At 65.8% G+C, this 23625-nt stretch carries 21 protein-coding genes; 10 read left to right on the top strand and 11 right to left on the bottom strand.

Translation table 11 applies throughout. The annotated features are described in order from the left end of the window. Positions 1–4 precede the first annotated feature (4 nt). From EBN1_RS18855 to EBN1_RS18840, 4 genes are all read left to right on the top strand, one after another. On the top strand, positions 5–1435 hold the full coding sequence (locus EBN1_RS18855; protein ID WP_011239579.1) for an ABC transporter permease: 1431 nt from the start codon (positions 5–7) through the stop codon (positions 1433–1435). A 66-nt stretch (positions 1436–1501) separates the two neighbouring features. Then, positions 1502–2035, top strand: a complete 534-nt coding sequence (locus EBN1_RS18850) for a Ku family protein (RefSeq protein ID WP_011239578.1) — start codon at positions 1502–1504, stop codon at positions 2033–2035. After that, the gene (gene ligD / locus EBN1_RS18845; protein ID WP_011239577.1) at positions 2032–4260 is read left to right on the top strand and encodes a DNA ligase D; all 2229 of its coding nucleotides are present in this window, start codon (positions 2032–2034) and stop codon (positions 4258–4260) included. Before EBN1_RS18850 ends, ligD begins: the two co-directional genes overlap by 4 nt. Positions 4261–4286: 26 nt before the next feature. Further along, complete coding sequence (locus EBN1_RS18840; protein WP_011239576.1) at positions 4287–5858, top strand: protein adenylyltransferase SelO; 1572 nt, start codon at positions 4287–4289, stop codon at positions 5856–5858. A 75-nt stretch (positions 5859–5933) separates the two neighbouring features. Here the strand turns inward: EBN1_RS18840 and smpB are convergent, their stop codons facing one another. Next, positions 5934–6380, bottom strand: a complete 447-nt coding sequence (gene smpB / locus EBN1_RS18835) for an SsrA-binding protein SmpB (RefSeq protein ID WP_011239575.1) — start codon at positions 6378–6380, stop codon at positions 5934–5936. A gap of 108 nt (positions 6381–6488) precedes the next feature. On the opposite strand from smpB, the gene EBN1_RS18830 reads away from it, so the two are divergent. Then, entirely contained in the window at positions 6489–6926 is a 438-nt protein-coding gene (locus tag EBN1_RS18830) for a type II toxin-antitoxin system RatA family toxin (protein WP_011239574.1), read from the top strand. A gap of 2 nt (positions 6927–6928) precedes the next feature. Next, positions 6929–7252: an RnfH family protein gene (locus EBN1_RS18825; protein ID WP_011239573.1), complete on the top strand. Its 324-nt coding sequence runs from the start codon at positions 6929–6931 to the stop codon at positions 7250–7252. Between the two features lie 18 nt (positions 7253–7270). Here EBN1_RS18825 and EBN1_RS18820 read toward each other — a convergent pair whose 3' ends face one another. Beyond that, a complete protein-coding gene (locus EBN1_RS18820; RefSeq protein ID WP_041646597.1) occupies positions 7271–7765 on the bottom strand; it encodes a DUF4124 domain-containing protein in 495 nt (164 codons plus the stop codon). 89 nt (positions 7766–7854) lie between these two features. Here EBN1_RS18820 and guaB point away from each other — a divergent pair, with 89 nt between their 5' ends. From guaB to EBN1_RS18800, 4 genes are all read left to right on the top strand, one after another. After that, positions 7855–9315 carry an IMP dehydrogenase gene (gene guaB, locus EBN1_RS18815; protein WP_011239571.1) on the top strand — a complete coding sequence of 487 codons (1461 nt, stop codon included), beginning with the start codon at positions 7855–7857 and terminating at the stop codon, positions 9313–9315. A 57-nt stretch (positions 9316–9372) separates the two neighbouring features. Further along, positions 9373–10938 (top strand): glutamine-hydrolyzing GMP synthase, encoded by a 1566-nt coding sequence (gene guaA, locus EBN1_RS18810; protein WP_011239570.1) that lies wholly within the window; start codon positions 9373–9375, stop codon positions 10936–10938. 218 nt (positions 10939–11156) lie between these two features. After that, entirely contained in the window at positions 11157–12434 is a 1278-nt protein-coding gene (locus EBN1_RS18805) for a tyrosine-type recombinase/integrase (protein WP_011239569.1), read from the top strand. Between the two features lie 133 nt (positions 12435–12567). Then, entirely contained in the window at positions 12568–12888 is a 321-nt protein-coding gene (locus EBN1_RS18800) for a hypothetical protein (protein ID WP_041646596.1), read from the top strand. Positions 12889–12959: 71 nt separating this feature from the next. Here EBN1_RS18800 and EBN1_RS18795 read toward each other — a convergent pair whose 3' ends face one another. The 9 genes from EBN1_RS18795 to EBN1_RS18755 all read right to left on the bottom strand — a co-directional run bounded on the left by EBN1_RS18795 (position 12960) and on the right by EBN1_RS18755 (position 23624). After that, the gene (locus EBN1_RS18795; RefSeq protein WP_011239566.1) at positions 12960–15665 is read right to left on the bottom strand and encodes a conjugal transfer protein TraG N-terminal domain-containing protein; all 2706 of its coding nucleotides are present in this window, start codon (positions 15663–15665) and stop codon (positions 12960–12962) included. Positions 15666–15698: 33 nt separating this feature from the next. After that, positions 15699–17159 (bottom strand): conjugal transfer protein TraH, encoded by a 1461-nt coding sequence (locus tag EBN1_RS18790; protein WP_011239565.1) that lies wholly within the window; start codon positions 17157–17159, stop codon positions 15699–15701. A gap of 11 nt (positions 17160–17170) precedes the next feature. After that, positions 17171–18016 (bottom strand): conjugal transfer protein TraF, encoded by an 846-nt coding sequence (traF, locus tag EBN1_RS18785; RefSeq protein ID WP_011239564.1) that lies wholly within the window; start codon positions 18014–18016, stop codon positions 17171–17173. Between the two features lie 9 nt (positions 18017–18025). Further along, entirely contained in the window at positions 18026–18403 is a 378-nt protein-coding gene (locus tag EBN1_RS18780) for a hypothetical protein (protein WP_241762770.1), read from the bottom strand. Next, positions 18394–20745, bottom strand: a complete 2352-nt coding sequence (traN, locus tag EBN1_RS18775) for a type-F conjugative transfer system mating-pair stabilization protein TraN (protein ID WP_011239562.1) — start codon at positions 20743–20745, stop codon at positions 18394–18396. Before traN ends, EBN1_RS18780 begins: the two co-directional genes overlap by 10 nt. Positions 20746–20835: 90 nt before the next feature. Beyond that, on the bottom strand, positions 20836–21585 hold the full coding sequence (gene trbC, locus EBN1_RS18770) for a type-F conjugative transfer system pilin assembly protein TrbC (protein WP_011239561.1): 750 nt from the start codon (positions 21583–21585) through the stop codon (positions 20836–20838). Next, on the bottom strand, positions 21572–22576 hold the full coding sequence (gene traU / locus EBN1_RS18765; RefSeq protein ID WP_085938658.1) for a conjugal transfer pilus assembly protein TraU: 1005 nt from the start codon (positions 22574–22576) through the stop codon (positions 21572–21574). The genes trbC and traU overlap by 14 nt, the downstream gene beginning before the upstream one ends. Positions 22577–22593: 17 nt before the next feature. Beyond that, positions 22594–23226, bottom strand: coding sequence for a type-F conjugative transfer system protein TraW (gene traW / locus EBN1_RS18760; RefSeq protein WP_173361278.1), 633 nt, complete (start codon positions 23224–23226; stop codon positions 22594–22596). Next, positions 23223–23624: a hypothetical protein gene (locus EBN1_RS18755; protein ID WP_011239558.1), complete on the bottom strand. Its 402-nt coding sequence runs from the start codon at positions 23622–23624 to the stop codon at positions 23223–23225. The genes traW and EBN1_RS18755 overlap by 4 nt, the downstream gene beginning before the upstream one ends. Position 23625 lies beyond the last annotated feature (1 nt).

The raw sequence follows: 23625 nt of genomic DNA, 5'->3' as shown, positions 1-23625 counted from the left end.
GCGCATGGATTTTCGTTTCGTGCTGTTGTGGACCGATGCGCTGTTCTTCGTGCTGATTGCGCTGGGGATCGTGACGATCGTGTACGTGCGGCGCAGCCAGCCATTGCGCGCCGCGTGGCGCAAGGTCGGCAGCCGTGCGACGGGGATGGCCACGGCGACGATCCTGCTCGCGTTCCTCGCGATCGGGCTCGCCGACAGCCTGCACTACCGCCCGGCGCTGCCGGCCGCCACAGCCAATGGCGGGGAAGCGCCTGCGGATTCCCGGGATGCCGCCTATTCGTCCGAAGTCCTGAGCGCGCTCGATGCGCTGCTCGCACCGCTGCGCACCCGCCTCGAAAAAACCTACTCCGCGCCCTTCGCCGGAGAACTGTACGCACGTGAAACCGTCGAGCTGCCAGACGGCGAACAGACGCGCATTCATCCCCGTTTGACATACGGCGCGGCGCATCTGGACGATCCCGAAAGCGAGCGCGCGCAGGACATCGCCACACGTCTCGGCAAAGGCGCCGCTGCTGCGTTCGGTGTGTGGCTGGTCGCCGCGGTCGCGGTGACGGCTTCGCTCGCGCGGCGTCGGGGTCGAGGCTGGACCGAAGCCGCCTCTGCGCTCGTGCGTGGCGAAACCGTGCTCGCATGGCGGGCCGCGCTCGTCACGTTCGGCGCGATCCTGCTCGTGGCCGGCGCCGCGATCGCGCTCGGTTCGCACTACCACGTGTTCGGCACCGACAAGGTCGGGCAGGACGTGCTGTACCTGTCGCTGAAGAGCGTGCGCACGGCGCTGATCATCGGCACGCTGACGACGCTGGTGATGCTGCCGTTCGCGGTCGCGCTCGGCATCATGGCGGGCTACCTCGGCGGCTGGGTCGACGACGTGATCCAGTACCTCTACACCGTGCTCAACGCGATCCCCGGCGTGCTGCTGATCGCCGCGGCAGTGCTGATGATGCAGGTCGTCATCGACACCAATCCGCAGTGGTTCGCGACCGCTGCCGAACGGGCCGATGCAAGGCTGCTGGCGCTGTGCCTGATCCTCGGCATCACCAGCTGGACGGGCCTGTGCCGGCTGCTGCGCGGCGAGACGCTGAAGCTGCGCGAGCTCGACTACGTGCATGCCGCGCGCGCCTTCGGCGTCGGCACGGCCGCGATCCTGCGCCGCCACATTTTGCCGAACGTCATGCACATCGTGATGATCGCGCTCGTGATGGATTTCTCCGGGCTGGTGCTTGCCGAGGCAGTGCTGTCCTACGTCGGCATCGGCGTCGACCCGGGCACGATCAGCTTCGGCACGATGATCAACATGGCGCGCGCCGAGCTCGCCCGCGAGCCGATGGTATGGTGGTCGCTGCTGGCGGCGTTCGCGTTCATGTTCGTGCTCGTGCTGTCGGCGAACCTGTTCGCCGACGTCGTGCGCGACGCGTTCGATCCGCGGCGCGGCTGAAGTTCGCAGCGCGGCTGAAGTTCGCAGCGCCGCCGCCCCGTTCTTCTCGCCGACGAGATCCGCTCGATGGACGAACTGAAGTTGCCGGACGAGAGCCTGAAGAAGCTCGGTGTGACCGCACGAGAGCTCGAGATGGCCGAGCGCCTAGTTGAAGACATGGTCGAGGACTGGGCGCCCGAACAGTACCGCGACACCTACCGCGATGACCTGATGGCACGCATCGAGGGCAAGATCAAATCCGGGCGCACCCACGTCCTCGCGGAGACGCCAGCGAAGGAGCCGGCCGAGGCCGGGGCCGAGGTCGTCGACCTGATGGCGCTGCTCAAGCGCAGCCTCGAAGGACGCTCCCCCAAGCGCGCAGGTGATAAGGCGCGCAGCGAAAATGAAGAGGAGGGGGCTGTCGCCGCCGGGGAGTCTGCGGCCCGACCGTCGCGCAGCGCTGCGCGCAAATCCGCGTCGAGCGGGGCATCGGCGAGGAAACCGGTGCCTCCCGGACGGAGCACTGGCGTCGGGAAGACCGCGTCCCGCAATCCCGCCGGCGAGCCGGGCAAGGACGGCGGAGGTCGGGCGGCGGGTGAAACGCGGCGTCGGCGCGCATGAAGCGAAGCGAATCCGACAAGGCCCGCGCAGGTGATCCGCTCGCGCGCTACCGCGCGATGCGCGACTTCGGCACGACGCCGGAGCCGGGCGGCGATACGGTTGCGGTCAAGGCCGGAGACGGGCCGACGTTCACGGTCCAGCGTCACGCCGCGCGCCGCCTGCATTACGACTTCCGTCTCGAACTCGACGGCGTGCTCAAGAGCTGGGCGGCGCCGAAAGGTCCGAGCCTCGACCCGTCCGAGCGCCGGCTCGCCGTCGAAACCGAGGACCATCCGCTCGACTACGGCGACTTCGAAGGCGTGATTCCAGCCAGACAGTACGGCGCAGGCGAAGTCGTTCTGTGGGATCGCGGGCGCTGGTCGACCGACAACGGCCAGGACTGGACGCACCGCATGCCGCAGCTTGTGACGGCGCTGGCGGCGCTGCAACTCGACGACAGCTGGCTCGACGGCGAGATCGTCGTCAATGGCGACGATGGCTTGCCGGATTTCCAGGCGCTGCAGAACGCGTTCGCACAGGGTGCGTCCGGCCGGATCGTCTATTACCTGTTCGACGCACCGTGGCTGTCCGGAGACGAGCTGGCGGCCCTGCCGCTCGTCGAGCGCAAGCACCGGCTTGCCGCTGCGCTCGCCGGCGGGGAGGGCGGGGCGAGCGTGTACAGCGAGCATTTCGCCGGCGATGTCGGGGCGGCGCTCGAGCAGGCCTGCCACCTCGGGTTGGAAGGGCTGATCGGCAAGCGCGGCGACGCCCGCTACGGGTCGGGCCGCAGTTGCAGCTGGATCAAGCTGAAATGCCGGCCGCGGCAGGAGTTCGTTATCGGCGGCTACACCGAGCCGGGAGGCGCCCGGGAAGGCTTCGGCGCGCTGCTCGTCGGGCTGTACGACGACGCCGGGGCCCTGAATTACGCCGGCAAGGTCGGCACGGGCTTCGATCGGGAGACGCTCGAGCGGCTCGCCCGCCAGCTTGCCGCGCTCGAGCGCAAGGACTCGCCGTTCGCGCGCAAGCCGCGTGGCGCGGGCCAGCACTGGGTGCGTCCGGCGCTCGTCGCCGAAGTCGAATACGCTGGCTGGACGCGTGACAACCTGCTGCGCCAGGCGGCATTCGCCGGATTGCGCGAGGACAAGCCGGCCAATACGGTGCAGGACGAGATCCCGCTAAGTCCGCAGGTGGCAGCGGAAATGGAACAACCGCCGTCGCAGGCGAAGTCGCCGCGACGGCAGAAGAAAAAACCGTCCACGGAGCGTGGCGGGCCGGCGAAACCGAGGGCGTCTTCGGAGTCGGGTGAAGTGCGCGTTGCCGGCATCGTCATCACGCACCCGGAGCGCGTCGTCTGGCCGGATGCGGGCCTGACGAAGGCCGATCTCGCCCGCTACTATGAGGACATCGCGCCGTGGCTGCTGCCGCACGTGGCGAGCCGCCCGCTGAGCCTGCTGCGCTGTCCCGATGGCAGCGAGGCGGAGTGTTTTTTCCAGCGGCACATGGGGCAGGAGCGGCCGGACGGAGTCGAAAGCTTCATCTGGGAAGCGTCGTCGAAAGACCGCCGCAGCTATCTGTACGTGACGAGTCTCGAAGGGGTGATCGGCATGGTCCAGCGCGGCGTCGTCGAATTCCATACCTGGGGCTCGACGATGCCGCGCGCGGACCGGCCGGACCGGATCACGATCGACCTCGATCCGGGGCCGGAGCTGGCGTGGGCGCGAGTCGTCGAAGCGGCGCAGCTGGTGCGCGGGCTGCTCGGGGAGCTCGGGATCGCGAGTTTCGTGAAGACGACCGGCGGTAAAGGCCTGCACGTCGTCGTGCCGTTGCGCCGCGGTCCCCAGTGGGCCGACGTCAAGCGCTTCGCAAAAGCCGTCGCGACTCACCTCGCACGCATCCTGCCGGATCGCTTCACCGCCAACATGGCCAGGAACCAGCGAGCTGGCAGGATCTTCGTCGATTACCTGCGCAACGACGCGGGGGCGTCGGCGATCTGCGCGTATGCCGCACGGGCGCGCCCGGGCGCTCCGGTATCGACTCCGCTCGCATGGGACGAGCTCGGACCGGAACTGAAACCCGGCGCGTTCACGGTCCTCACCGTTGCGGACCGGCTCGCCCGGCTGCGCGAAGATCCTTGGCGCGATTACGCCAAGCAGCGCTTCGTGCTGACCGGCAAAATGTGGGAGGCACTCGGCGAGACGCCGCCGCGCAAGACACCGAACCAAGCGGAGCAACGCCACTCTGACTGAAACCACCTGCGGAACCCGCCAGCTACATGAAAAATCTCGTACTCGACAACCGTTTCGTCCACGAACTGCCGGGTGATCCGAACCCGTCACCGGATGTGCGTCAGGTCCATGGCGCCTGCTACTCGCGCGTGATGCCGACGCCGGTCAGCGCGCCGCACCTGATCGCATGGTCGCCCGAAGTCGCGGCGTTGCTCGGCTTCGACGAGTCGGACGTGCGCTCGCCCGAATTCGCCGCGGTCTTTGCCGGCAACGCGCTGATGCCGGGAATGGAGCCGTATGCCGCGTGCTATGGCGGTCACCAGTTCGGCAACTGGGCCGGCCAGCTCGGCGACGGCCGCGCGATCACGCTCGGTGAAGCGGTCACTACGCGGGGCGACGGACACACCGGGCGCTGGGAGCTGCAGCTCAAGGGTGCCGGCCCCACGCCGTATTCGCGCCACGCCGACGGCCGCGCGGTGCTGCGCTCGTCGATCCGCGAATTCCTCTGCAGCGAGGCGATGCACCACCTGGGCGTGCCGACGACGCGCGCGCTGTGCCTCGTCGGCACTGGCGAAAAAGTCGTCCGGGACATGTTCTACGACGGCCGGCCGAAAGCCGAGCCGGGAGCGGTCGTGTGCCGTGTCGCGCCGTCGTTCATCCGCTTCGGTAATTTCGAGATCTTCACGTCGCGCGGCGACGAGGCGCTGCTGACGCGCCTCGTCGATTTCACGATCGCGCGTGACTTTCCGGAGCTCGGTGGCGAACCGGCAACGCGCCGCGCCGAGTGGTTTTGCAAGGTGTGCGAACGCACGGCGCGAATGATCGCCCAGTGGATGCGCGTCGGTTTCGTGCACGGCGTGATGAACACCGACAACATGTCGATCCTCGGCCTGACGATCGATTACGGCCCATATGGCTGGATCGACAATTTCGATCCGGGCTGGACACCGAACACGACCGATGCCGGCGGCAAGCGCTACCGCTTCGGCAACCAGCCGCACATCGCCCACTGGAACCTGCTCCAGCTCGCGAATGCGCTGTATCCCGTGTTCGGCGCCGCCGAACCGCTGCACGAGGGGCTGGACCTTTACGCCCGGGTCTTCGACGAAGAAAACCGCCGCATGCTGGCCGCAAAGCTCGGCTTCGAGGCATTCGGCGACGAGGATGCCACGCTCGTCGAGACGCTGCACGCCCTGCTGACGCGAGCCGAAGTCGATATGACGATCTTCTTCCGCGGCCTCGCGTCGCTCGATCTCGAGGCGCCTTCGATCGATCCGTTGCGCGACGCGTTCTATTCGGCGGAGAAAGCCGCTGTGGCCGAGCCCGAAATGAACAGCTGGCTTGCGGCGTACACGAAGCGGACGAAGCAGGAGCGGACGCCTGGCGATCAACGCCGCGTTCGCATGAACGCTGTCAATCCGCGCTTCGTGCTGCGAAACTACTTGGCGCAGGAGGCGATCGATGCCGCTGAACAAGGGGAATATGCGTTGGTTTCCGAGCTGCTCGACGTCATGCGCCACCCCTACGACGAGCAGCCGGGGCGCGAGCGGTTCGCCGCCCGAAGGCCGGACTGGGCGCGCAACCGCGCCGGCTGTTCGATGCTGTCGTGCAGTTCATGACAGTGCGGGTCCGGTTCAGGCGCGACGACGGGCCCGGCGTCGAAGCGGTCGCGCGACCCCGCGAAACGGCGACGTTCAGGTCTTGACGCGCATCAGGCGCGCCTTGTCGCGCTCCCAGTCGCGTTCCTTCTCGGATTCGCGCTTGTCGTATTGCTTCTTGCCTTTCGCCAGCCCGATCGTCGCCTTGATGCGACCTTTCGCGTAGTGCAGGTCGAGCGGCACGAGCGTGAAGCCGGCGCGCTCGACCTTGCCGATCAGCTTCGCGATCTCCTTCGCGTGCATCAGCAGCTTGCGTGTGCGCACCGGATCTGTCTCGACGTGAGTGGAGGCGCTTTGCAGCGCGCTGATGTGCATGCCGAGGATGAACAGCTCCTCGCCGCGCAGGATCACGTACGCTTCCTTGATGTTCGCGCGCCCGGCCCGGATCGCCTTGACTTCCCATCCTTCCAGGACGAGCCCGGCCTCGTACGTCTCTTCGATGAAGTAGTCATGGAAGGCCTTGCGGTTGTCGATGATGCTCATGGGCTTGTCGTGGATCCTTGGGGTGTGCTTCAGGCCGGCGCCGGCCGCGCGGCTTGCGGTAGAATCGCGGATTTTAGCAGTTCGGCGCCGAGGCCGTCCCTATCCCCAATGGCTGACGTCAAGAAGCTGGTCCTGGTCGAGTTCACCCCCGCGCAGATGTTCGAACTCGTCGACCGCTGCGAGGATTACCCGCAATTCCTGCCGTGGTGTGGCGGCACGGAGGTGCATGCGCGCACCGAAAAAGTTACCGTCGCCACGCTGCACATCAACTATCACGGGCTCAAGGCACATTTCAGCACACAGAACGAAAAGCTCGCGCCGGTGAAAATGCTGATCCGGCTCAGGGACGGTCCGTTCAAGCATCTCGACGGCAACTGGCATTTCACGCCGCTCGGCGAGAGCGCGTGCAAGGTCGAGTTCAATCTGCACTACGAATTTTCGAACCGGCTGCTGGAAAAGGCGCTCGGGCCGGTGTTCAATCACATCGCGAACACCTTCGTCGATTCGTTCGTGAAACGGGCGCACCAAGTCTATCCAAAGAGCTGAGCATGGCCGATCTGATCAATGTCGAAGTCACCTATGCGTTGCCGCAGGTGCAGGAATTACTGAAAGTGCGCGTGCCGGAAGGTGCGACCGTGCGCGATGCGATCGAAGCGTCGGGGATTCTTGCCAAGCATCCGGAAATCGACCTCGACGGGCCGAACAAGGTGGGGGTCTTCGCCAAGCTGAGCCGGCTCGACACTACGTTGCGCGACCGCGACCGCGTCGAAATCTACCGTCCGCTGATCGCCGACCCGAAGGCAGTGCGCAAGAAGCGCGCTGAGGAAGGCAAGGCCATGAAAAAAGGCGGCGGGCCGGCAGGCGAGGAATAAGGCCGCGGCAGCCGGAGGTTACCTGCAGGCTGATTCGACGAACTTTTGCGTCCGGGCGATCTCGTCGGCCCGGCCTTCGTCGCCGAGCACTTCGCGTTCGCCGTCGCGGTTGAAGCGCGCGAGGCGCTGGCCGGATTGCAGCGCGACGAGCTGGTTGCGCGCCTGCTCGCAATCGCGCTGTCGCTCGGCCGACTGCTGGCGTTCCTGCTCGGCCTTCGCGGCGGCTTCGGCCGCTTCGGCGCGGCGCTGCCGGAAAGCGAGGTCCCGCTCCGCGAGCGTCTTCGGTTTTGCCGCTTCTGTGCTGCCGCCCGCTGCAGTCCCGGTCGCCGCATCCTTGCCCGGCTGCTCGCCGGCGGCGGGCGCAACGGCCTGGCGAAGCGTCGTCGCGTTCTCGCCGGCCGGGGGCGTGTCGGAGTAATGCACCCGGCCCTGCGCATCCCGCCACTGGTAGATGTCGGCTCCGGCAGGCAGCGCGACGAGCAGGGTGATGACAAAGAGGTTGATGCGGCGCATCGGGCGGACTCCGTGAAAGCGCCGCTTACACGCTTACAACGCGCGGGCGCGATCTGTATAATACGGTTTTGGCCGAAAGGAAAGAAGCCATGCGAGTGATTCAGAAGGCGCTGACGTTCGACGACGTCCTTCTCGTGCCTGCGCACTCGACCGTTCTGCCGCGCGATGTCAGCCTCAAGGCGCAATTGACGCGGAATATCCGGATCAACATTCCCCTCGTTTCCGCCGCCATGGATACCGTGACCGAATCCCGCCTCGCGATCGCGCTGGCGCAGGAAGGCGGCATCGGCATCCTGCACAAGAACCTCGCGGTCAAGCAGCAGGCCGCGATGGTTGCGAAGGTGAAGCGCTTCGAATCCGGGGTGTTGAAAGACCCGATCACGATTCCGCCGACGATGAGCGTGCGCGATGTGATGGCGCTGACCCGCCTGCACAAGTTCTCCGGCCTGCCGGTCGTCGAAAACAAGCGGGTCGTCGGCATCGTGACGAACCGCGACGTGCGTTTCGAAACCAATCTCGATCAGCCGGTGGCGGCGATCATGACGCCGTTCGAGCGTCTCGTCACCGTCAAGGAGGGCGACAGCCTCGAGGAAGCGCGCCGCCTGATGCACAAGCACCGCCTCGAGCGCGTGCTGGTCCTCAACGACGCGGCCGAACTGCGCGGGCTCATCACCGTCAAGGACATGATGAAGTCGACCGAGCATCCGCTGGCGGCGAAGGACGACCTCGGCCGGCTGCGCGTCGGCGCGGCGTTGGGTGTCGGAGCGGGCACCGAGGAGCGCGCCGAAGCGCTCGTCGAGGCGGGCGTCGATGTCGTCGTCGTCGACACCGCGCACGGCCACTCGCAGGGCGTGCTCGATCGCATCCGCTGGGTCAAGAAGAACTTTCCGCACGTCGAAGTGATCGGCGGCAACATCGCGACCGCCGCGGCAGCGAAGGCGCTCGTCGATTGCGGCGCCGACGCGGTCAAGGTCGGCATCGGTCCCGGCTCGATCTGCACGACGCGCATCGTCGCAGGCGTCGGCGTGCCGCAGGTCACGGCGATCGACAACGTCGCGACAGCGCTCGCTGGCACGAACGTGCCGCTGATCGCCGACGGCGGCATACGCTATTCGGGCGATATCTCGAAGGCGATCGCCGCCGGGGCCAACGTCGTGATGCTCGGGGGACTTTTTGCCGGCACGGAAGAGGCGCCGGGCGAAACGGTGCTGTACCAGGGCCGTTCGTACAAGTCGTACCGCGGCATGGGTTCGCTCGCCGCGATGCAGCAGGGTGCGGCCGACCGCTATTTCCAGGAATCCGACGGCAACGCCGACAAACTCGTGCCCGAAGGCATCGAAGGTCGTGTGCCGTACAAGGGCTCGGTCACCGCGGTGATCCACCAACTGATCGGCGGCCTGCGCGCATCGATGGGTTATCTCGGCTGCGAAAGCATTGCCGCGATGCACGAGCGGGCGCAATTCGTCGAGATCACCTCCGCCGGCGTTCGCGAATCGCACGTGCACGACGTGCAGATCACGAAAGAAGCGCCGAACTACCACGTCGATTGATTCGGCTCAGACGTTCTTGGGGCGGCTGCGGCCGCCCTTCTCATTTCCGGTCCCGTCATGGCACACCAAAAAATCCTCATCCTCGATTTCGGCTCCCAGGTTACCCAGCTCATCGCGCGACGCGTGCGCGAGCAGCAGGTGTATTGCGAGATCCATCCGTTCGATGTCTCCGACGACTTCGTCCGCGAGTTCGCGCCGGCCGGCGTGATCCTCTCGGGCGGCCCGAACTCGGTCTATGAGGCGGTCGGCTGGCACGCGCCGCAATCGGTTTTCGAGCTCGGCGTGCCGGTGCTGGGTATCTGCTACGGTATGCAGACGATGGCGCAGCAGCTCGGCGGCAGCGTCGAAAGCTCGGGCAAGCGCGAGTTCGGCTACGCGGAGATCCGTGCGCGCGGCCATTCCGAACTTTTCCGCAGTATCGAGGACCGCACGAACGACGAAGGCCACGGCCTGCTCGACGTGTGGATGAGCCATGGCGACAAGGTCACGGCTCTGCCGCCGGGCTTCAAGGTCATCGCCAGCAACGAATCCTGCCCGGTTGCCGGCATGGCCGACGAGGTGCGCAAGTTCTATGCGGTGCAGTTCCATCCCGAGGTCACGCACACGATCAAGGGGCGCGATATGCTCGCGCGCTTCGTGCATGAGATTTGCGGTTGCGGACGCGACTGGAACATGCCCGACTACGTGAACGAGGCGATCGAGAAGGTGCGTGCGCAGGTCGGCCAGGAAGAGGTAATCCTCGGCCTGTCCGGCGGCGTCGATTCTTCCGTCGTTGCTGCACTGCTGCACCGGGCGATTGGCGAGCAGCTGACGTGCGTGTTCGTAGACAACGGCCTGCTGCGGCTCAACGAGGCCGAACAGGTGATGCTGACTTTTGCCCGCAACCTCGGTGTCAAGGTCATCCACGTCGATGCGACCGAGCAGTTCATGGGCCACCTCAAGGGTGTGTCCGACCCGGAAGCGAAGCGCAAGATCATTGGCCGCGAATTCGTCGAAGTTTTCCAGGCCGAGGCGAACAAGCTTCCGAACGCGAAGTGGCTCGCGCAGGGCACGATCTACCCCGACGTGATCGAGTCGGCCGGCTCGAAGACCGGCAAGGCGCACACGATCAAGAGCCACCACAACGTCGGCGGCCTGCCCGAGACGCTGAATCTGAAACTGCTCGAACCGCTGCGCGAACTGTTCAAGGACGAAGTGCGCGAGCTCGGCATCGCGCTTGGCTTGCCCCACGAGATGGTGTACCGCCACCCGTTCCCCGGCCCCGGCCTGGGCGTGCGCATTCTCGGCGAAGTGAAGCAGGAGTTCGCCGAGCTCCTGCGCCGCGCCGACGCGATCTTCATCGACGAACTGCGCGCCGCCGACTGGTACGATAAGACCAGCCAGGCGTTCGCGGTGTTCCTGCCGGTCAAGAGCGTCGGCGTCATGGGCGACGGCCGAACCTACGAGTACGTCGTCGCGCTGCGAGCCGTAGAAACGCAGGACTTCATGACGGCGCACTGGGCGGAGCTGCCGCACAGCCTGCTCGGCAAAGTGTCCAACCGGATCATCAACGAAGTGCGCGGCATTAATCGCGTCGTGTACGATATTTCCGGCAAGCCGCCGGCGACGATCGAGTGGGAATGATTCGGTAGCGTTTCACAGGGTCCCACAACGACCCGCCAACCGCCGAAGGCCCTTGATTTTTCAAGGGCCTTCGTGTTTTTGTCGTCCCATGACGTGCATACAAATCCCACACTTTTCAACGGTAAAAATGACGGTATAGTTTGGGGTGTGCTGATCAGCGAACCGTTTACCGTCTTGATGCGCTGACGGTAAACGCGAACGACGTGGAGGACAAGGCGATGGCCCTGAGCGACATGAAACTGAAGAACCTCAAGCCCCAGGAAAAGGCTTACAAGGTTCCAGACCGTGACGGCATGTACGTAGTGGTTTCGCCAAAGGGCACCGTGACCTTCCGCTACGACTACCGCTTGGCGGGCCGGCGCGAAACCCTTAGCTTGGGCCAGTACGACGAGTTCCAAGCCAGCCAGCCCAAGCGTGACCCTGAGACCATCAAGTACGGCGATCCCTTGTCGCTGGCCGATGCGCGCGAGCTTTTGGCGCGGGCGAAGAATGCCGTCAGCCGCGGGGAATCGCCGGCGCGAGACAAGGCTGACGGTAAACGGGAATTGCGGGAATCGGGCACCTTCAAGGCATTTGCCGAGATTTGGCTGCGCGACGCCGGCCTGGCCGACAGTACAGTAGCGATGCGCAAGAGCATTCTCGATCGTGACGTACTGCCCAAGTTGGGCAAACGCAAGCTCGAAGAAATCACGTCCAGCCAGGTGTTCGACTTGTGCGAGAAGATCAAGGAGCGGGGAGCGCCGGCGACGGCGGTGCATGCCCGCGAAATCATCCAGCAGGTTTACCGTCACGCTATGGCACGCGGCCTCAAGATCGAAAATCCGGCCGAGAATGTGAAAGCATCGGCCATCGCGACGTTCAAGCCGCGAGAGCGGGCGCTGACGCCGGGGGAGATCAGGACTTTCTTCACTGTCCTGGATAGCGTCGGGACGCTGCCCACGCTCAAGCTGGCGCTCAAGTTCATCCTCCTGAGCATGTGCCGCAAGGGGGAACTGCTTCAGGCGACGTGGAAAGAGGTTGATTTCGAGGCGGCCACTTGGACAGTCCCAGCCGAACGCATGAAGGCCCGTCGGCCGCATGTGGTCTACCTGAGCCAGCAAGCGCTCGATCTGCTGGTAGGGCTCAAGACGTGCGCGGGCAGCAGCCCGTACCTGCTCCCCGGCCGATACGAGACCGACAAGCCGATGAGCGAGGCAACCCTCAATCGAGTGATTGCCGCTGTCGTCGAAAAAGCCCAAAAGGAGGGCCATGAACTACCGCATTTCTGCGTTCATGACCTGCGCCGGACAGGCTCGACGCTTTTGCATGAGGCGGGCTTCAATACCGACTGGATCGAGAAATGCCTGGCACACGAGCAGCGAGGCGTGCGCGCCGTCTATAACAAGGCTGAGTACGCCGAGCAGCGCCGGGAAATGCTGCAAAGCTGGGCCGACATGGTTGATGGATGGATTGCCGGGGCCAAAGTAGTACCCCTACGCACTGGGAAGGTGGCGTAGGTTCGTGCCTTTGCCTTATCCAATGGATATGACTCTTCCCGCCTCAGCCTTGGCGGTGGCAATGCAAGTCAGGATCAGGCTAAGGCGTTGAAATCTGTACGGTCCGATGTAGGCTGAAAGCCAGGAGGCCGAAATGAGAAAGCTCGTTGTCATCGGATTCGTTATAACCGGGGCGGCCATTGGCTTGTTGTCGTCGCTGGGCGAGACGTGGGCACTCAAAGTGTTCATGATGGGGCTTGGCGGCCTTGTCGGTGCAATCGCTGGGGCGGCCCTGTCCAGAATCGGTCAAAGTGGCCGCCCGACGCCTCGTCGGGACGACGCCCTCCGTGGGCTCGGTACCACCTCCGAAGACATCATGGACAACTACTGGCGCGACGAGGGCCATCCACAATTCATGAAGCCGCCATCCGCGGACAGCAAACAGTTCGGCGGAACTGGCGGAATGGCCGATTGATCACTCGTCCTTTCGAAGCAGATCTTTCACCACTTCCTTCGCATTGTCGATCGATGCTGCGCCATCATCGACTACCTGCTTGCCCGATTGCTTGAGCAGGGATTTCTTGGTGGCCAAGGTGCCATCTGCGGTGTCGACGATCTCTGCCTTTCGGTCAAAGGTGGATCTGGCCGAAGCGGTTTCATTCCTGATGGCCTTGCCCTCAGTCTGTACGTCGTTTCGCAGCGAAGGCGGGCTCGTGTCCGAGTGAGCGCTCGGCGTGGGTCGGTTAGAGCGCGCAACTGTCGCGCGGTGCTGTTGATCCGAGGCCGAGAGATCGGGCGACAGAGTCGGGTCCGAGGCATGCCGGTCGTGCAGGACGCGCACGTCGTCGAAGGAAGTGGGTAGAGCCGTGCCATCGGAAAACACCCGGTTTGGCCTGAGGCCTTGGCGAGCGAGTTCTGCCTCAAACATGGAGAGCGCCGAGGCGCTGTCGCCGCCATACTGCTCGGCGTAGCGCAGGAACATCTCCAGGTTGTGCGGGTCCTGGGCGATATCAATGGAAAGGGATTCTCCGCGGTCCCTGGCCAGTGAGAGACGCTCTGCAAAGGCCGTTCTTTCGGCGAAAGTGGCATCGGCCGCTCGGCTCGAGACATAACGCTGGCGAGCCGCGACGACATGTCCTGGGCCTCGCGGGAGTCCTTGGCGAAGCTGTTGATGAGGCTCGAATCCCTCGACACCCGATCGCCAAACTGCTTGAACTCTGCAATCTGCTCTTGTGTGAGGCTGTTGAGCACCTTCTGCTGGGCAGCCGATAGACCCGACATGTAGTTCTTCCCGGCGCGGGCCTGAAGTTCCGCGCCCGCTACGGGGGTATTGATCCCCAGGTGGCCGGCAGCACCGAAGGCAATCTGCGCCACTTGGCTCTGGGTCAGGCCCGTGCTGTCCGCCACGTTTTTCGAGATCTGATCCAGCCGGTTGAGTGTCTCGCCTATCTGCTCGAAGCTGCTTGAGACTGTGCCGCTGCTGCTGCGGAGGGATCGCAGTTTTGCCAGGCCTCGTGTAAAGGTCTCGGTGAGCGCCGCCGATCGCTCGGTATTTGCGGAGATTGCTTCGCCGCGCGCGGCATCGGCTTGCCGACTGGCCTGCACCACGTCCTGCTCGGACACCCGCATCGAGACCATCCGCGACGCAAAGCCCTGGTTGCGCAGCAGGCTGACGGCCGTCCGTCCGGTCAGCACATTCGACGAGAAGGTGTTCCCGCTCAGGTCGTTTTGCCAGCTGTGCATGAAGGCCGAGGTGCGGTTGGGCGCCAGGTGCATCTGGTCCATCCCCACGTTCCCCATGGAAATGTTGCCGACGGCCGAGGCCGAGGTGCCACCCGAGATCATCGCCTGCAGGCCCGACAGGCCGCCGACCAGCGCCGTCCCAAAATTCTCCATGCGCTTCAAGGCCGCCCAGGCAATGAAGGGGATACTCATCGCTAAGTAGCCGACGACGGCTTCGCCCGAGATCGCACGCGAATAGATCGTGGAGGCGGTCTGCAGGGCCAGCGCCTTGGCGCCGGTACCGAGGTCCGCCGCGGCCGCCAGATCGTAGGCCGCGTAGATCGAGGCCATGTAGTTGAGGATGGCGTAGAGCGGGGGCCAGAGTTGGATCCAGATCAGCACCGCCGCGTAACCCTTGAAGGCGATCATGGTCTCGCGGCCGCTGGTAAGCAGGAGGAGCAGGAGGAAGAGCGGGAACATCGCGTAGGTCACCGCCTCGACCACGTTGCGGAACACCGGCAAGGCCTGCTCGGCCACCTTCCCGTAGTTGAGCCAGGTCGCGTTCTGCTGGGCCACGGCTTGGGCACGGCCGACCGCCAGCACCATGGCCGCCGGGTCATTCACCTTCTGGCCGACGATCTTGCTGGTGTCGTCGATTGCATTGAGCATGGCGTTCTGCCGGATGAGATCGGCGGCGGTCGCCGCGGCGGTGGCGATGCTGTTCTTGAGATAGGCCTGCTGGATCTGCCCGGCGATGGCCGCCGCCGCCGCGGCGCCCGGCAAGGTCGGATTGAGCTGGAGGGCGAGTCGCCCCTCGATACGAGTGATCTGAGCCGGCAGTCGCCCGTTGAGGCTCTGATAGACGTTGGGGCAGGTGTCGACGCCGACACTGCCGCCCGTGCTGGTGAGAGTGCTGAAGCGCGCAGGGTTGGGCGAAGCCATCAACGGCCAGACATCGTCCGACGTGGAGAATGCGGCCGGATCGAGGGTGCCGTCGATGAGGTCGTAGGTCGTGCAGTTGTGGATGAAGTTGATGAGGTCGGTGCGGAACGCCGGGTCCTGGAATACCACGTTGCCGGTCTCGCGGATCAGGCGGTTACCGAACATCAGTCCGTTCTGCTGGTAGGCGAGCTCGGCCGGAAGCGCCCCGATGCCGGGGATGACCTGGAAGGCCGTCTCGAACAACCCGGTCAGGGTGTGGCCGATGGTGCTGGTGAGACTGCCCAGCAAGGCCACGCCGAAGGGCACGTTGTCGACCACCTTGACCGCTGAGCCGCCCGTCTTGTCCACGATGCCGACGGTCACCTTGGGCACGATCAGCACCGAGAAGACCAGTACCACCGTACCCAGCCACTTCCAGCCCTGCAGTTTCTCGGGGGCGAAGGCATAGGCGATGAGGGCGGCGACGAAGCCGCAGAAGGCCACCGCCGCCACTGCCGCCGCGTAGTCGCCCGACGCATGGATGGCCGCCGCTGCGTTGAAGACGCCGAACAGGCTGTCGGCATTCTGGTAGGCATAGATCTCCCACATGGCCGTCCGTCTCCTCGCTCGATCCCGTTGGCGCTACTGCGCCAGATAGGCGGCCTGCTGGCCGAGCATGTCCATCACGTGCTGCGGCATGCTGGAACGCAGCTGGCGTTCGAGCTGTTCCAGGTGGCTCGACACGGCCCGGAAGGAGCCCACCTTCTGGTACAGCAGGTTCTTCTCCTGCGAGATTTGCAGGAGCATCGCCTGGGCGCGCTGGCGGACCTGATTGGCCTGCTCGCGTTGCGTTTGCTGCAGCGTGTAGTTCTTGTCCAGGGCGGCCATGCCCAGACGCAGGTTGCGTTCGAGGAATACGTAGGCGTAGTCGGCGGCGATGACGTCGCGATACTGGGCGATCAGGCTGTCGGACAGCCCCGAACCCGGGATGCTGGTGCCGATGGACAGCATCCTGTAGACCGGCTCAGTGGTCTGGTTCACGAAGCCGACCTCGGCCGAGTTGTTGGGGATGGCGGTGCGCGAGGCGATCTTCTCCGCGATGGAGCGCATCATCGTCTCGACCTTGGCGGTGAAGGGCGTGTGGGTATAGGTGGTGTTCAGGCTGACCACGTCGCAGTTGGTGTAGTCGTTGCACTTCAGCATGTGCTGGATGACGTCCGTGCCGCTCGCTGCGCTCTGGCCATAGAGCAACTGGCTGATCGAAGTGAGCGTGGGCGCGATCGGCTCGGGATCACGGGCCGATTCCTCCGGGTAGTAGATGATCGTGCCGACCATGCTCATGATCAGCTCGCGCTCCTGATCGTCGAGATAGGCGCCGGTGTACTGCAACGCTTTCCAGGTGAGGTTGCCGACGAAGGGGGCCTTGTTCTTCACATTCGGATCGCTGGAGGCCCGCGCCGAGGACAGGATGCTGGGCCGGTCGGTGGCACAGCGCCGGCGCGCCGCATCGCGGTCGCTCTCCAGACCCATCTCGATGGCGAGGTCGGCGCAGGTTTCCTGCGAGCTGTAGCCGAGCGACTCGGCGGCGGTGCTGACGATGGCCTTGGCGGTCTCGCACGAGTTGATGCGGGCATTGTTGATCCAGGTCTCCAGGCCCTTGGCCCATTTGGTGAGACCGCCCAGTAGCGGCGAGACGGCTTCGAGCGCCAACTGGAAGGCGATGCCGGGCAGGGCGGCGGTGATGTTTCTCAGCATGTTCTTGAATTCCTCGGCCGAGATGTGGCTGAAGCTGCCGCCGAAGACGTCGATGCCGCCGCAACCCGCCTTGGCGCTGGGGAACTGGATGGCGGCGAGTTGATAGACCTTGTTGGGCGAGCGCATCATCAGGTTGCCGCCGGCATAGGTGTTGAAGGTCTGGCCGCGGAAGGCGCCGGGCGCGGTGTAATTGCCGATGGCGCCGAGGTTGTTGAACATGTCGTTAACCTCCGCGTTGAGGTCGCCGGCGTGCAGGGGAGCGGACGTGGCGACCAGCACCGCGGCCAGCGCGAACGCGCTCGTCCAGCGGGTAATGGAAGGGAGCGTCGGGCGTGGCAGGGTGGACATGTTGTGGACTCCTAACGAAGGTCGATCTGCCGCGTCGCGCTGGGCAGCATTGCCTCGCCCTGCGGAGTCGAGACGACGGCGAGACGCTCCAGCAACTGGGATTCGGAGAGCACGCCGAAGCCGATGGGCGTGATCCTTCCGGTGAAGGGTTGGGCCAGGAAGATGGCGGGCACCTGGGTGACCTTCAGGGTGGTGGCGATGCCGTTGTCCGGGCGCGCCTCGGGGAAGCCCGGCATCGGACCGCCGTCCATGCTGACGGCGACGACCTGGATGCCGTGGCGCGCCTGAAAGGCGGCCAGGATCGGTGCGAAGGCATGGCAGTACGGGCAGTCCGAGCGATAGAAGAAGAGCAGCACATGGTCCTTGCCCAGATCGGCGATCGCGCGGGAACGCCCGACCTGCTGGGTCTGCTCGAACACCTCCAGCGCCTTGGCGTTGACCGGTCGACCCTGCAGGGTCGGATCGAGCTCGGGCGTCGCCCAGGCCACCCGCTGGGCGACGTCGGCGAAATAGGAGGCACGGGCGACGACCTGGGACTCGAGTTCCATGTAGCGCCGCACGTTCGCCTCGGTCGGTCGCATGATGGCGATGTTGCGCGTGTCCTCCAGGGTTTTCTGCAGACGTTCGAACTCGACCAGTTCCGGCGCTCCCGAGGTCGGAGCCAAGGGCACAGTCTGCTCCGGCAACGTCGGGCGTTCTCGTTCCGCGGCCGGTGGGTCCTCATAGAAATGCCAGCCGCGCCAACTGTCGGACCAGTAGCGCGCAGTGGCATCCTGGGCCGACGCCGCGTCGGCGCCCAGCAGCAAGGCCAGCGCCAGCAGCAATCGCAAGGGTGCGGGGAACGCGAAGCGTTTCATGCCGGACCGCTACTTCAGGGATTGCGGCGGACGGCCGTCGAGGCAGTAGTCGATGCCGAAGTCCATCGTCTGCCGGCGTGGGGTCGTGGCGCCGGGCAGGCGGACGCCGTCCTGCCAAAACGTGACCTTCAGACGGCTGCACCCGGCCTGGGCGTAGCGCTTCTCGGTCGCCACGTCGATGTAGATCGGCGAGGTGGCACCAAAGCGCTTGGTGATCGCGTCGGCCATCTCGCCGGTGAGGATCCCGTGAGCCTGCCCGTCGGTCGCCTGGAGGGCGGCCAGCATCACCGGGCGCGCATCGGGCACCCGCGTGCGGAGCACGTCGTCGGCGAGGACGGGCGACGCGAACGTGGCCAGCGCTGCAGCATAGACAAGCTTCATTGGCATTTCCCCTGTCCGTAGTAGCAGGTGGTGAGGCGCGCAGCATTGCTGCCCTGGATCGTTCCGACATTGGGGAGCGTCGGGACGATGGAGGCATAGAATTCCGTGAGGTCCATCGCTGCGAAATCGAGGCGCTGGAGCTGCGCGATGGTGAAGCCCGAGCAGTCGGGGTTCTTGCCGGAGCCCCAGCCCTTGCCCACCTGTACGCGGCCCTGTTCGTTGACGATGCGCGCGAGCTTGCTGTTGAAGCAGCACTTGCCGGTGGTGTGCTCGATGCAGGCGACGCATTTGCCGAAAACGCGGATGCACGACGAGCACCAAGTGCCAACCTTGTGGCAGAGTCCGGCCCCTTCCTTCATCGCGAGCTTGCCTTCCTCCTCGTTGCAGGACGACATGGACATGACGATGTAGATGACCACGGCGATGGCGAGCGACCACGGATCGAAGGCGATCACCAGGCTGTCCCCCGCATAGAGGACCGCTGAGCCGGCGGGCAGGGCGGCGCCATTGACCGCCACGGTCACGCCGTAGGTGGTGAAGGTGCCGCTGAAGCCCCCGCCGAGGAGCAGCGCCTGCATGCCTTGGTACAGGAACTCGCGGTTGTCGGCGTTCATCAGCACGTCGTAAACCAGGCGCGAGCCGGTGCCGAACAGGCTCTGGTTGGTCATGCCGGCACCAGCCGAGTCGGAATAGCAGCAGTTCTTGAACAGCCGGTCGCGGCAGCGGTTACCCTCACCCTTGAACACCTGCATGTTGTCGGTGTCGAGGTACACGCCCCCTTCGCGTGCGGCCTCCATCAGCGACATCGAACGGGCGAAGTCGGCGTCGTTGGTGTAGGTGGTGTTGAAGCAGTTTCCGGCGAGGCAGAAGACGTTCGCCGGACAGTTCGTTGCAGTGACGGTATTGCCCGGCGGCACCGGGCAGGTGTAGGTGTTCTCGGTGATCTCGCAGATGCCGGTGGCCGCGTTCATCTGCCGGCATACGGTGCCTGCGGGGGCACAACCGGCGGCAATGAGGGGGGCGCACTCGTCAGTCGCGGCGGCTTGCGCGCAGGCGAGCGTCGTCTCGTACTGCCAGCAGTCACGCGATACGAACGCGCCGTTCACCTCCTTGGTGGCCGGGCCGTCGACGCAGCGCGCGGTTCCCGCCACCGTGCAGCGGCCACCGGCGTCCAGGGCAGGGCACTGGTCGTCCCATCGATCGGTTTCGGTCACCGTGGTGTGGGGACGTTCGTAGTTCAGGACCATCTGCGGGATCGACCGATAGGCCGGATTGATCCGCCAGCCGACCACGGGACGTTGCGCGTCCTTGGTCCAGAAATAGCCGGGCACGGTGCCCGTCACGTCATAGCCGATGAGTCCGGACGCCGTCGCGGACGGCGCATAGCAGGCGGACGCCTCGAAGGCGGAACTGTCGCCGCCCCAGCCCCACCAGGGCAGGATGTTGTCGCCACTCTGGGTCCCGGACGGGCAGGCACCATAGACTTCGAGGAAGGGGCGCTCCAGCGTGCAGTCCCCGAGTCCCGAGTCGCCACCTCCGTCGGTGCAGACGCGCCGGTATTCCTGGGCAACCATGGCGGTCAGCCGACAACTGTCGCCGACGCACTGGTTGTCGGCGACCCAAAGTCCGTTCTGGCCGCTGCCCCACCACGACCATGAGCCGCTGCGGAGCGTCGCGACCATGCGGGGAAACGTCAGCAGCGTGGTCATATCGAGGTCGAAGTACGTCAGGGGCGTACCCCGGTCGGTAACGCGGAAATGCTGTTGGCTGGCAGGCCTGTCCGGTATGCACTGCACATCCAGTCCGGTGCGGCCCGAAGCGGCGTTGGCAAACCAGTTGCCCGGTGTGCAACTGCTGGTGCGCGACACCGATACGCTCACGGAGCGCGTGCACGAGTACGGCGAGGTGCCGCTGTACTGGCGGCAGACGCGGTCTTCGGTGGCGGGTGTGGCGACGCTATCCACTTGGCAGCCGCTGTAATAGGTGGCGATGGCTCGGGCGGCGCTCACTGCCGGGTCGTAGGGCGAGATGGCCTCGCGCGGCGTGTTGGCCGACGTCATCGCCCCGCGCTGAGCCTCGCAGACGGGGTCGCCGGTCGCGATGGCGCAGGCGGTCAGGCGGGCATTGGCCGACCCCGACAGACTGGGCTGGCCGTAATACGTGGTTTCCGGCGGCGTGCTGGTATAACCCGGGACGGTGCTCGAGGCGCTCGGCGCATTGACCGTCCCCCGGATCACCGGGTTGGCCGCCTGGCCGGCAGCGGTGCCTTCCTCGAACGGGCCGGCCACGGCAGCGGTCTGCGTCGTGACGAAGCAGAAGAGCGTGATCCAGATGACCCAGCGACGCATCCAGCCTCCGCCGAGCCGCCTCAAGGAGGCTGGTGCCCCCTCGGGGGGCAGCGAACGAACGTGAGCGTGGGGGCCGTTCATCTCTGCCTCCTATCCCCGAATCCGCTTCAGGAAGGTGTCGGCTGCCGAGCCGAACCCGGGTGCCGACCGCTGCATGTATTCCAGCGCGTAGTCCAGGCTCACGTCGCCGGAGGTCCGCAGGAAGATCTCGGACGGCGCGCAGCTGCCACCGGCGCAGGCGACCGGTCGGGCGCCATCGCGCACCAGCACGAAGGCCGGGACCCGGGTGACGGCATAGCGGTCGAAGGCCTGCGGATCGATTTGCACCGCCACTTGTCGGTCGCCGATGAGGCGCTGCACCCGGGCGACGGTGGTGCGCAGCGACCCGTCGGCGAAGCCCCGGAGGACGATCGAAGCCTGGGCGCGTGCGGCCTGGTCGATGAGGCGCTGCAGCGTGGGCTGCGGCATGGAGAGGCTGACGAACACCAGGAGTCCCGGCCCGGACGCCAGTCCCTCTGCTCGGCTTATCTCCTGCGCTTGCGATGCATAGCCCCGCGCGAGCGCATCGAGATCGATCGGGGCACGGGCCGCCGGCGTCGGCAGTGCGTCGATGTGGGGTGGGGTCGGCACCGGCGCGGCTTGCAGTTCGGCGTCGCTCGGCATGCGATGTCGCTGCCGCACCTGCTCGATATCCTGATCGGAGATCGTCGGCTGTTCGCGACGGACCCGTTCGATGTCCGCGTCGGTGACGAGCGGCGGGTTCTGGGCCAGGGTCTGGGCGCTCGCCGCCAGCACAACAGCGAAGGGGAGGGCGGGAAGGACGGGATTAGAAGCCGACACAGCAGTTCCTTTTGCGAAACAACATGAAGGCGAAGTCCTCGCCGCGCACGGGGTATTCCTTGCCCGCACCCCAAAGCACCGTGGTGCGGCCGAAGGGTTGGCAGCAACGGCCAGCCTCCTTCGCGGTGTTGGGGATCGGATAGGTGAGCTGGGTCTTGTAGGCGGTCTTGTCCATGACGGGCTCGAAGTACGGTCCGCACAGGCCGGGCGTGCCGTGCCAGCCCCAGGCGATCAGTTCGCGGTGCATCTTCGCGGTCAGGCGCTGAGCCATGAGGGCGGCGGTGCGCACGCCGCCCAGGTGGTAGGGCACGTGGCCGTCGAGCGGGTAGATGCCGCCCTGACAGCCGGCGCACCAGAAGAGCTCCTTGAGGCCGAAGCCCACCGAGGCGGCGACGCAGTCGGCGGCGCAGGCGGCGATGGCGATGGGATTGGCGAAGAGCACGGCGTCCGGGTTGAGGATCAGGGTGAGCTCGTCGTCGTTCCACAGCGGATCGACCTCGGTGAGGTAGGCGAGATCGAACGAACCCTTTTCCAGGCAGGGGAAGTCGGTCACCACCTCCAGCCAGTACATCACCGGGTTCACGTAGAAGTGCGCCTGGTAGAAGCTGCCGCCGTCGCCATCGCCTTCCGGGCGGGTGAAGCGCGCGGCCTCCGGCGCCGGGATGCCCGGGTCGAGATCGACGCCGCCCAAGGAGACGAGGCAGAAGGGCTTCCGAACCGCTTCGACGTGCCGTGCGGGCTCCCAGAAGCCGATGGAGAGCCCGATGGCCGGATTGACGCCGCAACTGCAGACTGGGCTGGACGGGTTGTCGGTGTCTTCCTGGTCCCCGAAGTTGGCGACGCGTGCGGCACCGATGCTGATGGGCAGGATGCAGGACCAGCAGATGTCGGTAATCGGGTTGGGGAACTTGCCCGTGCAGGTGGCGGCGCCGGCGGCCCGGGCCGGCAGGGTGGCGAGGCCGAGGAGCAACGCCAGGACGAAGGGCAGCATGGGCGGACGTCGCCGGGTCATCGCGCGAGCTCCAGTTCATCGATCCGCAGCCGCAGTCCCTCCTGGGAGACCAGGGCCGGCACCTGGGCGATGCCCAGGCGGCGCGTGAGCAGGCCGTGCTGGTCGTAGTAGATGGGGATGCGCCAGGATTTCATGAGCTCCAGGTAGGAACCGCCGACCAGGATCGGCTTGACGCGTCCCCGGTACGACGCCATCAGCTGCCGCGCCCGGCCCACCTGGCGCGGGTCGCGGGCGTCGAAGAACAGCAGGTGCCGGGACAGCGACACCACCTCCAGCGGGTTCTTGCGCGTCCCGGCGGCAAACAGCAGTTCGCCCTGGGGGCCGAGGATGTTGCGATCGAGGGTGAAGCTCGGATCGACGTAGAAGGTCCGCGCGGTTTCGGTGGCGTGCAGGCCCGCCACCGGCAGCGGATGCTTCACGGTCTCGATGCCGCGGGATCGGGCATGCTCTTCGAGGCGTTTCAGTTCCCCGCTGCGTTCCTTCTCCCGGAGGCGTTGCTCGATCATCTGCAGCAGGTGGGGTTCGGTGACGTCGTAGGTCGGGCCAATCACGCCCAGCTCCATGGCGGCGGCATGGGCCACGAACAGGCTCGGACCCGCCGCGACGACGAGCATCTTGAGTATGGTCATGGCGTGCTCCCACCCGGGCAGCGCACCTGCCCGGCCCATTGGGCTTCTCCCGCCGCATCCCGCAGGTGGCTGGCACGGATCAGCCCCAGCAGCACCGGGTCGCCGTCGCCCTGGGAAAAGGCGCGGCGCAACTCGCTGGTGCGCATCGGGCGGCCGCAACGCTGCTGGAATGCCGCCAGGTAGGCCCGGGCACCGGCTTCGGCGGCGGGGGCGATCCGCTGCAGCAAGCCCAGGTAGTCGTCGAGCGGCATCTCGTCGGCGTGAGCCTTCGAGTTCGGCAGCGCGCCGTGCGCCGGACTGGTTTGTCCCCAAACCGGCAGAGCGGCGGAGGTGGCGACCAGGACGACGGCGGTGAGCCGGGGGGCGAGCCGCGACATCAGTGCGGTGCGATGCTTCATG

Origin of the sequence: Aromatoleum aromaticum EbN1, from assembly GCF_000025965.1 — a bacterium.
Lineage (GTDB): Bacteria > Pseudomonadota > Gammaproteobacteria > Burkholderiales > Rhodocyclaceae > Aromatoleum > Aromatoleum aromaticum.
Note: the sequence above shows the minus strand (reverse complement) of the source record. Positions and strands in the feature narration are given on the sequence as shown.

What these genes read in the sequence shown, in the direction of transcription:
- EBN1_RS18850 (WP_011239578.1), top strand. Translation starts at nt 1,502, where the DNA reads ATGGACGAACTGAAGTTGCCGGACGAGAGCCTGAAGAAGCTCGGTGTG.
- ligD (WP_011239577.1), top strand. Translation starts at nt 2,032, where the DNA reads ATGAAGCGAAGCGAATCCGACAAGGCCCGCGCAGGTGATCCGCTCGCG.
- EBN1_RS18805 (WP_011239569.1), top strand. Translation starts at nt 11,157, where the DNA reads ATGGCCCTGAGCGACATGAAACTGAAGAACCTCAAGCCCCAGGAAAAG.
- EBN1_RS18800 (WP_041646596.1), top strand. Translation starts at nt 12,568, where the DNA reads ATGAGAAAGCTCGTTGTCATCGGATTCGTTATAACCGGGGCGGCCATT.
- EBN1_RS18790 (WP_011239565.1), bottom strand. Translation starts at nt 17,159, where the DNA reads ATGTCCACCCTGCCACGCCCGACGCTCCCTTCCATTACCCGCTGGACG.
- EBN1_RS18855 (WP_011239579.1), top strand. Translation starts at nt 5, where the DNA reads ATGGATTTTCGTTTCGTGCTGTTGTGGACCGATGCGCTGTTCTTCGTG.
- EBN1_RS18780 (WP_241762770.1), bottom strand. Translation starts at nt 18,403, where the DNA reads ATGCCAATGAAGCTTGTCTATGCTGCAGCGCTGGCCACGTTCGCGTCG.
- smpB (WP_011239575.1), bottom strand. Translation starts at nt 6,380, where the DNA reads ATGAGCATCATCGACAACCGCAAGGCCTTCCATGACTACTTCATCGAA.
- EBN1_RS18820 (WP_041646597.1), bottom strand. Translation starts at nt 7,765, where the DNA reads ATGCGCCGCATCAACCTCTTTGTCATCACCCTGCTCGTCGCGCTGCCT.
- EBN1_RS18830 (WP_011239574.1), top strand. Translation starts at nt 6,489, where the DNA reads ATGGCTGACGTCAAGAAGCTGGTCCTGGTCGAGTTCACCCCCGCGCAG.
- guaB (WP_011239571.1), top strand. Translation starts at nt 7,855, where the DNA reads ATGCGAGTGATTCAGAAGGCGCTGACGTTCGACGACGTCCTTCTCGTG.
- guaA (WP_011239570.1), top strand. Translation starts at nt 9,373, where the DNA reads ATGGCACACCAAAAAATCCTCATCCTCGATTTCGGCTCCCAGGTTACC.
- traW (WP_173361278.1), bottom strand. Translation starts at nt 23,226, where the DNA reads ATGACCATACTCAAGATGCTCGTCGTCGCGGCGGGTCCGAGCCTGTTC.
- traU (WP_085938658.1), bottom strand. Translation starts at nt 22,576, where the DNA reads ATGCTGCCCTTCGTCCTGGCGTTGCTCCTCGGCCTCGCCACCCTGCCG.
- traF (WP_011239564.1), bottom strand. Translation starts at nt 18,016, where the DNA reads ATGAAACGCTTCGCGTTCCCCGCACCCTTGCGATTGCTGCTGGCGCTG.
- EBN1_RS18755 (WP_011239558.1), bottom strand. Translation starts at nt 23,624, where the DNA reads ATGAAGCATCGCACCGCACTGATGTCGCGGCTCGCCCCCCGGCTCACC.
- traN (WP_011239562.1), bottom strand. Translation starts at nt 20,745, where the DNA reads ATGCGTCGCTGGGTCATCTGGATCACGCTCTTCTGCTTCGTCACGACG.
- EBN1_RS18840 (WP_011239576.1), top strand. Translation starts at nt 4,287, where the DNA reads ATGAAAAATCTCGTACTCGACAACCGTTTCGTCCACGAACTGCCGGGT.
- EBN1_RS18825 (WP_011239573.1), top strand. Translation starts at nt 6,929, where the DNA reads ATGGCCGATCTGATCAATGTCGAAGTCACCTATGCGTTGCCGCAGGTG.
- EBN1_RS18795 (WP_011239566.1), bottom strand. Translation starts at nt 15,665, where the DNA reads ATGTGGGAGATCTATGCCTACCAGAATGCCGACAGCCTGTTCGGCGTC.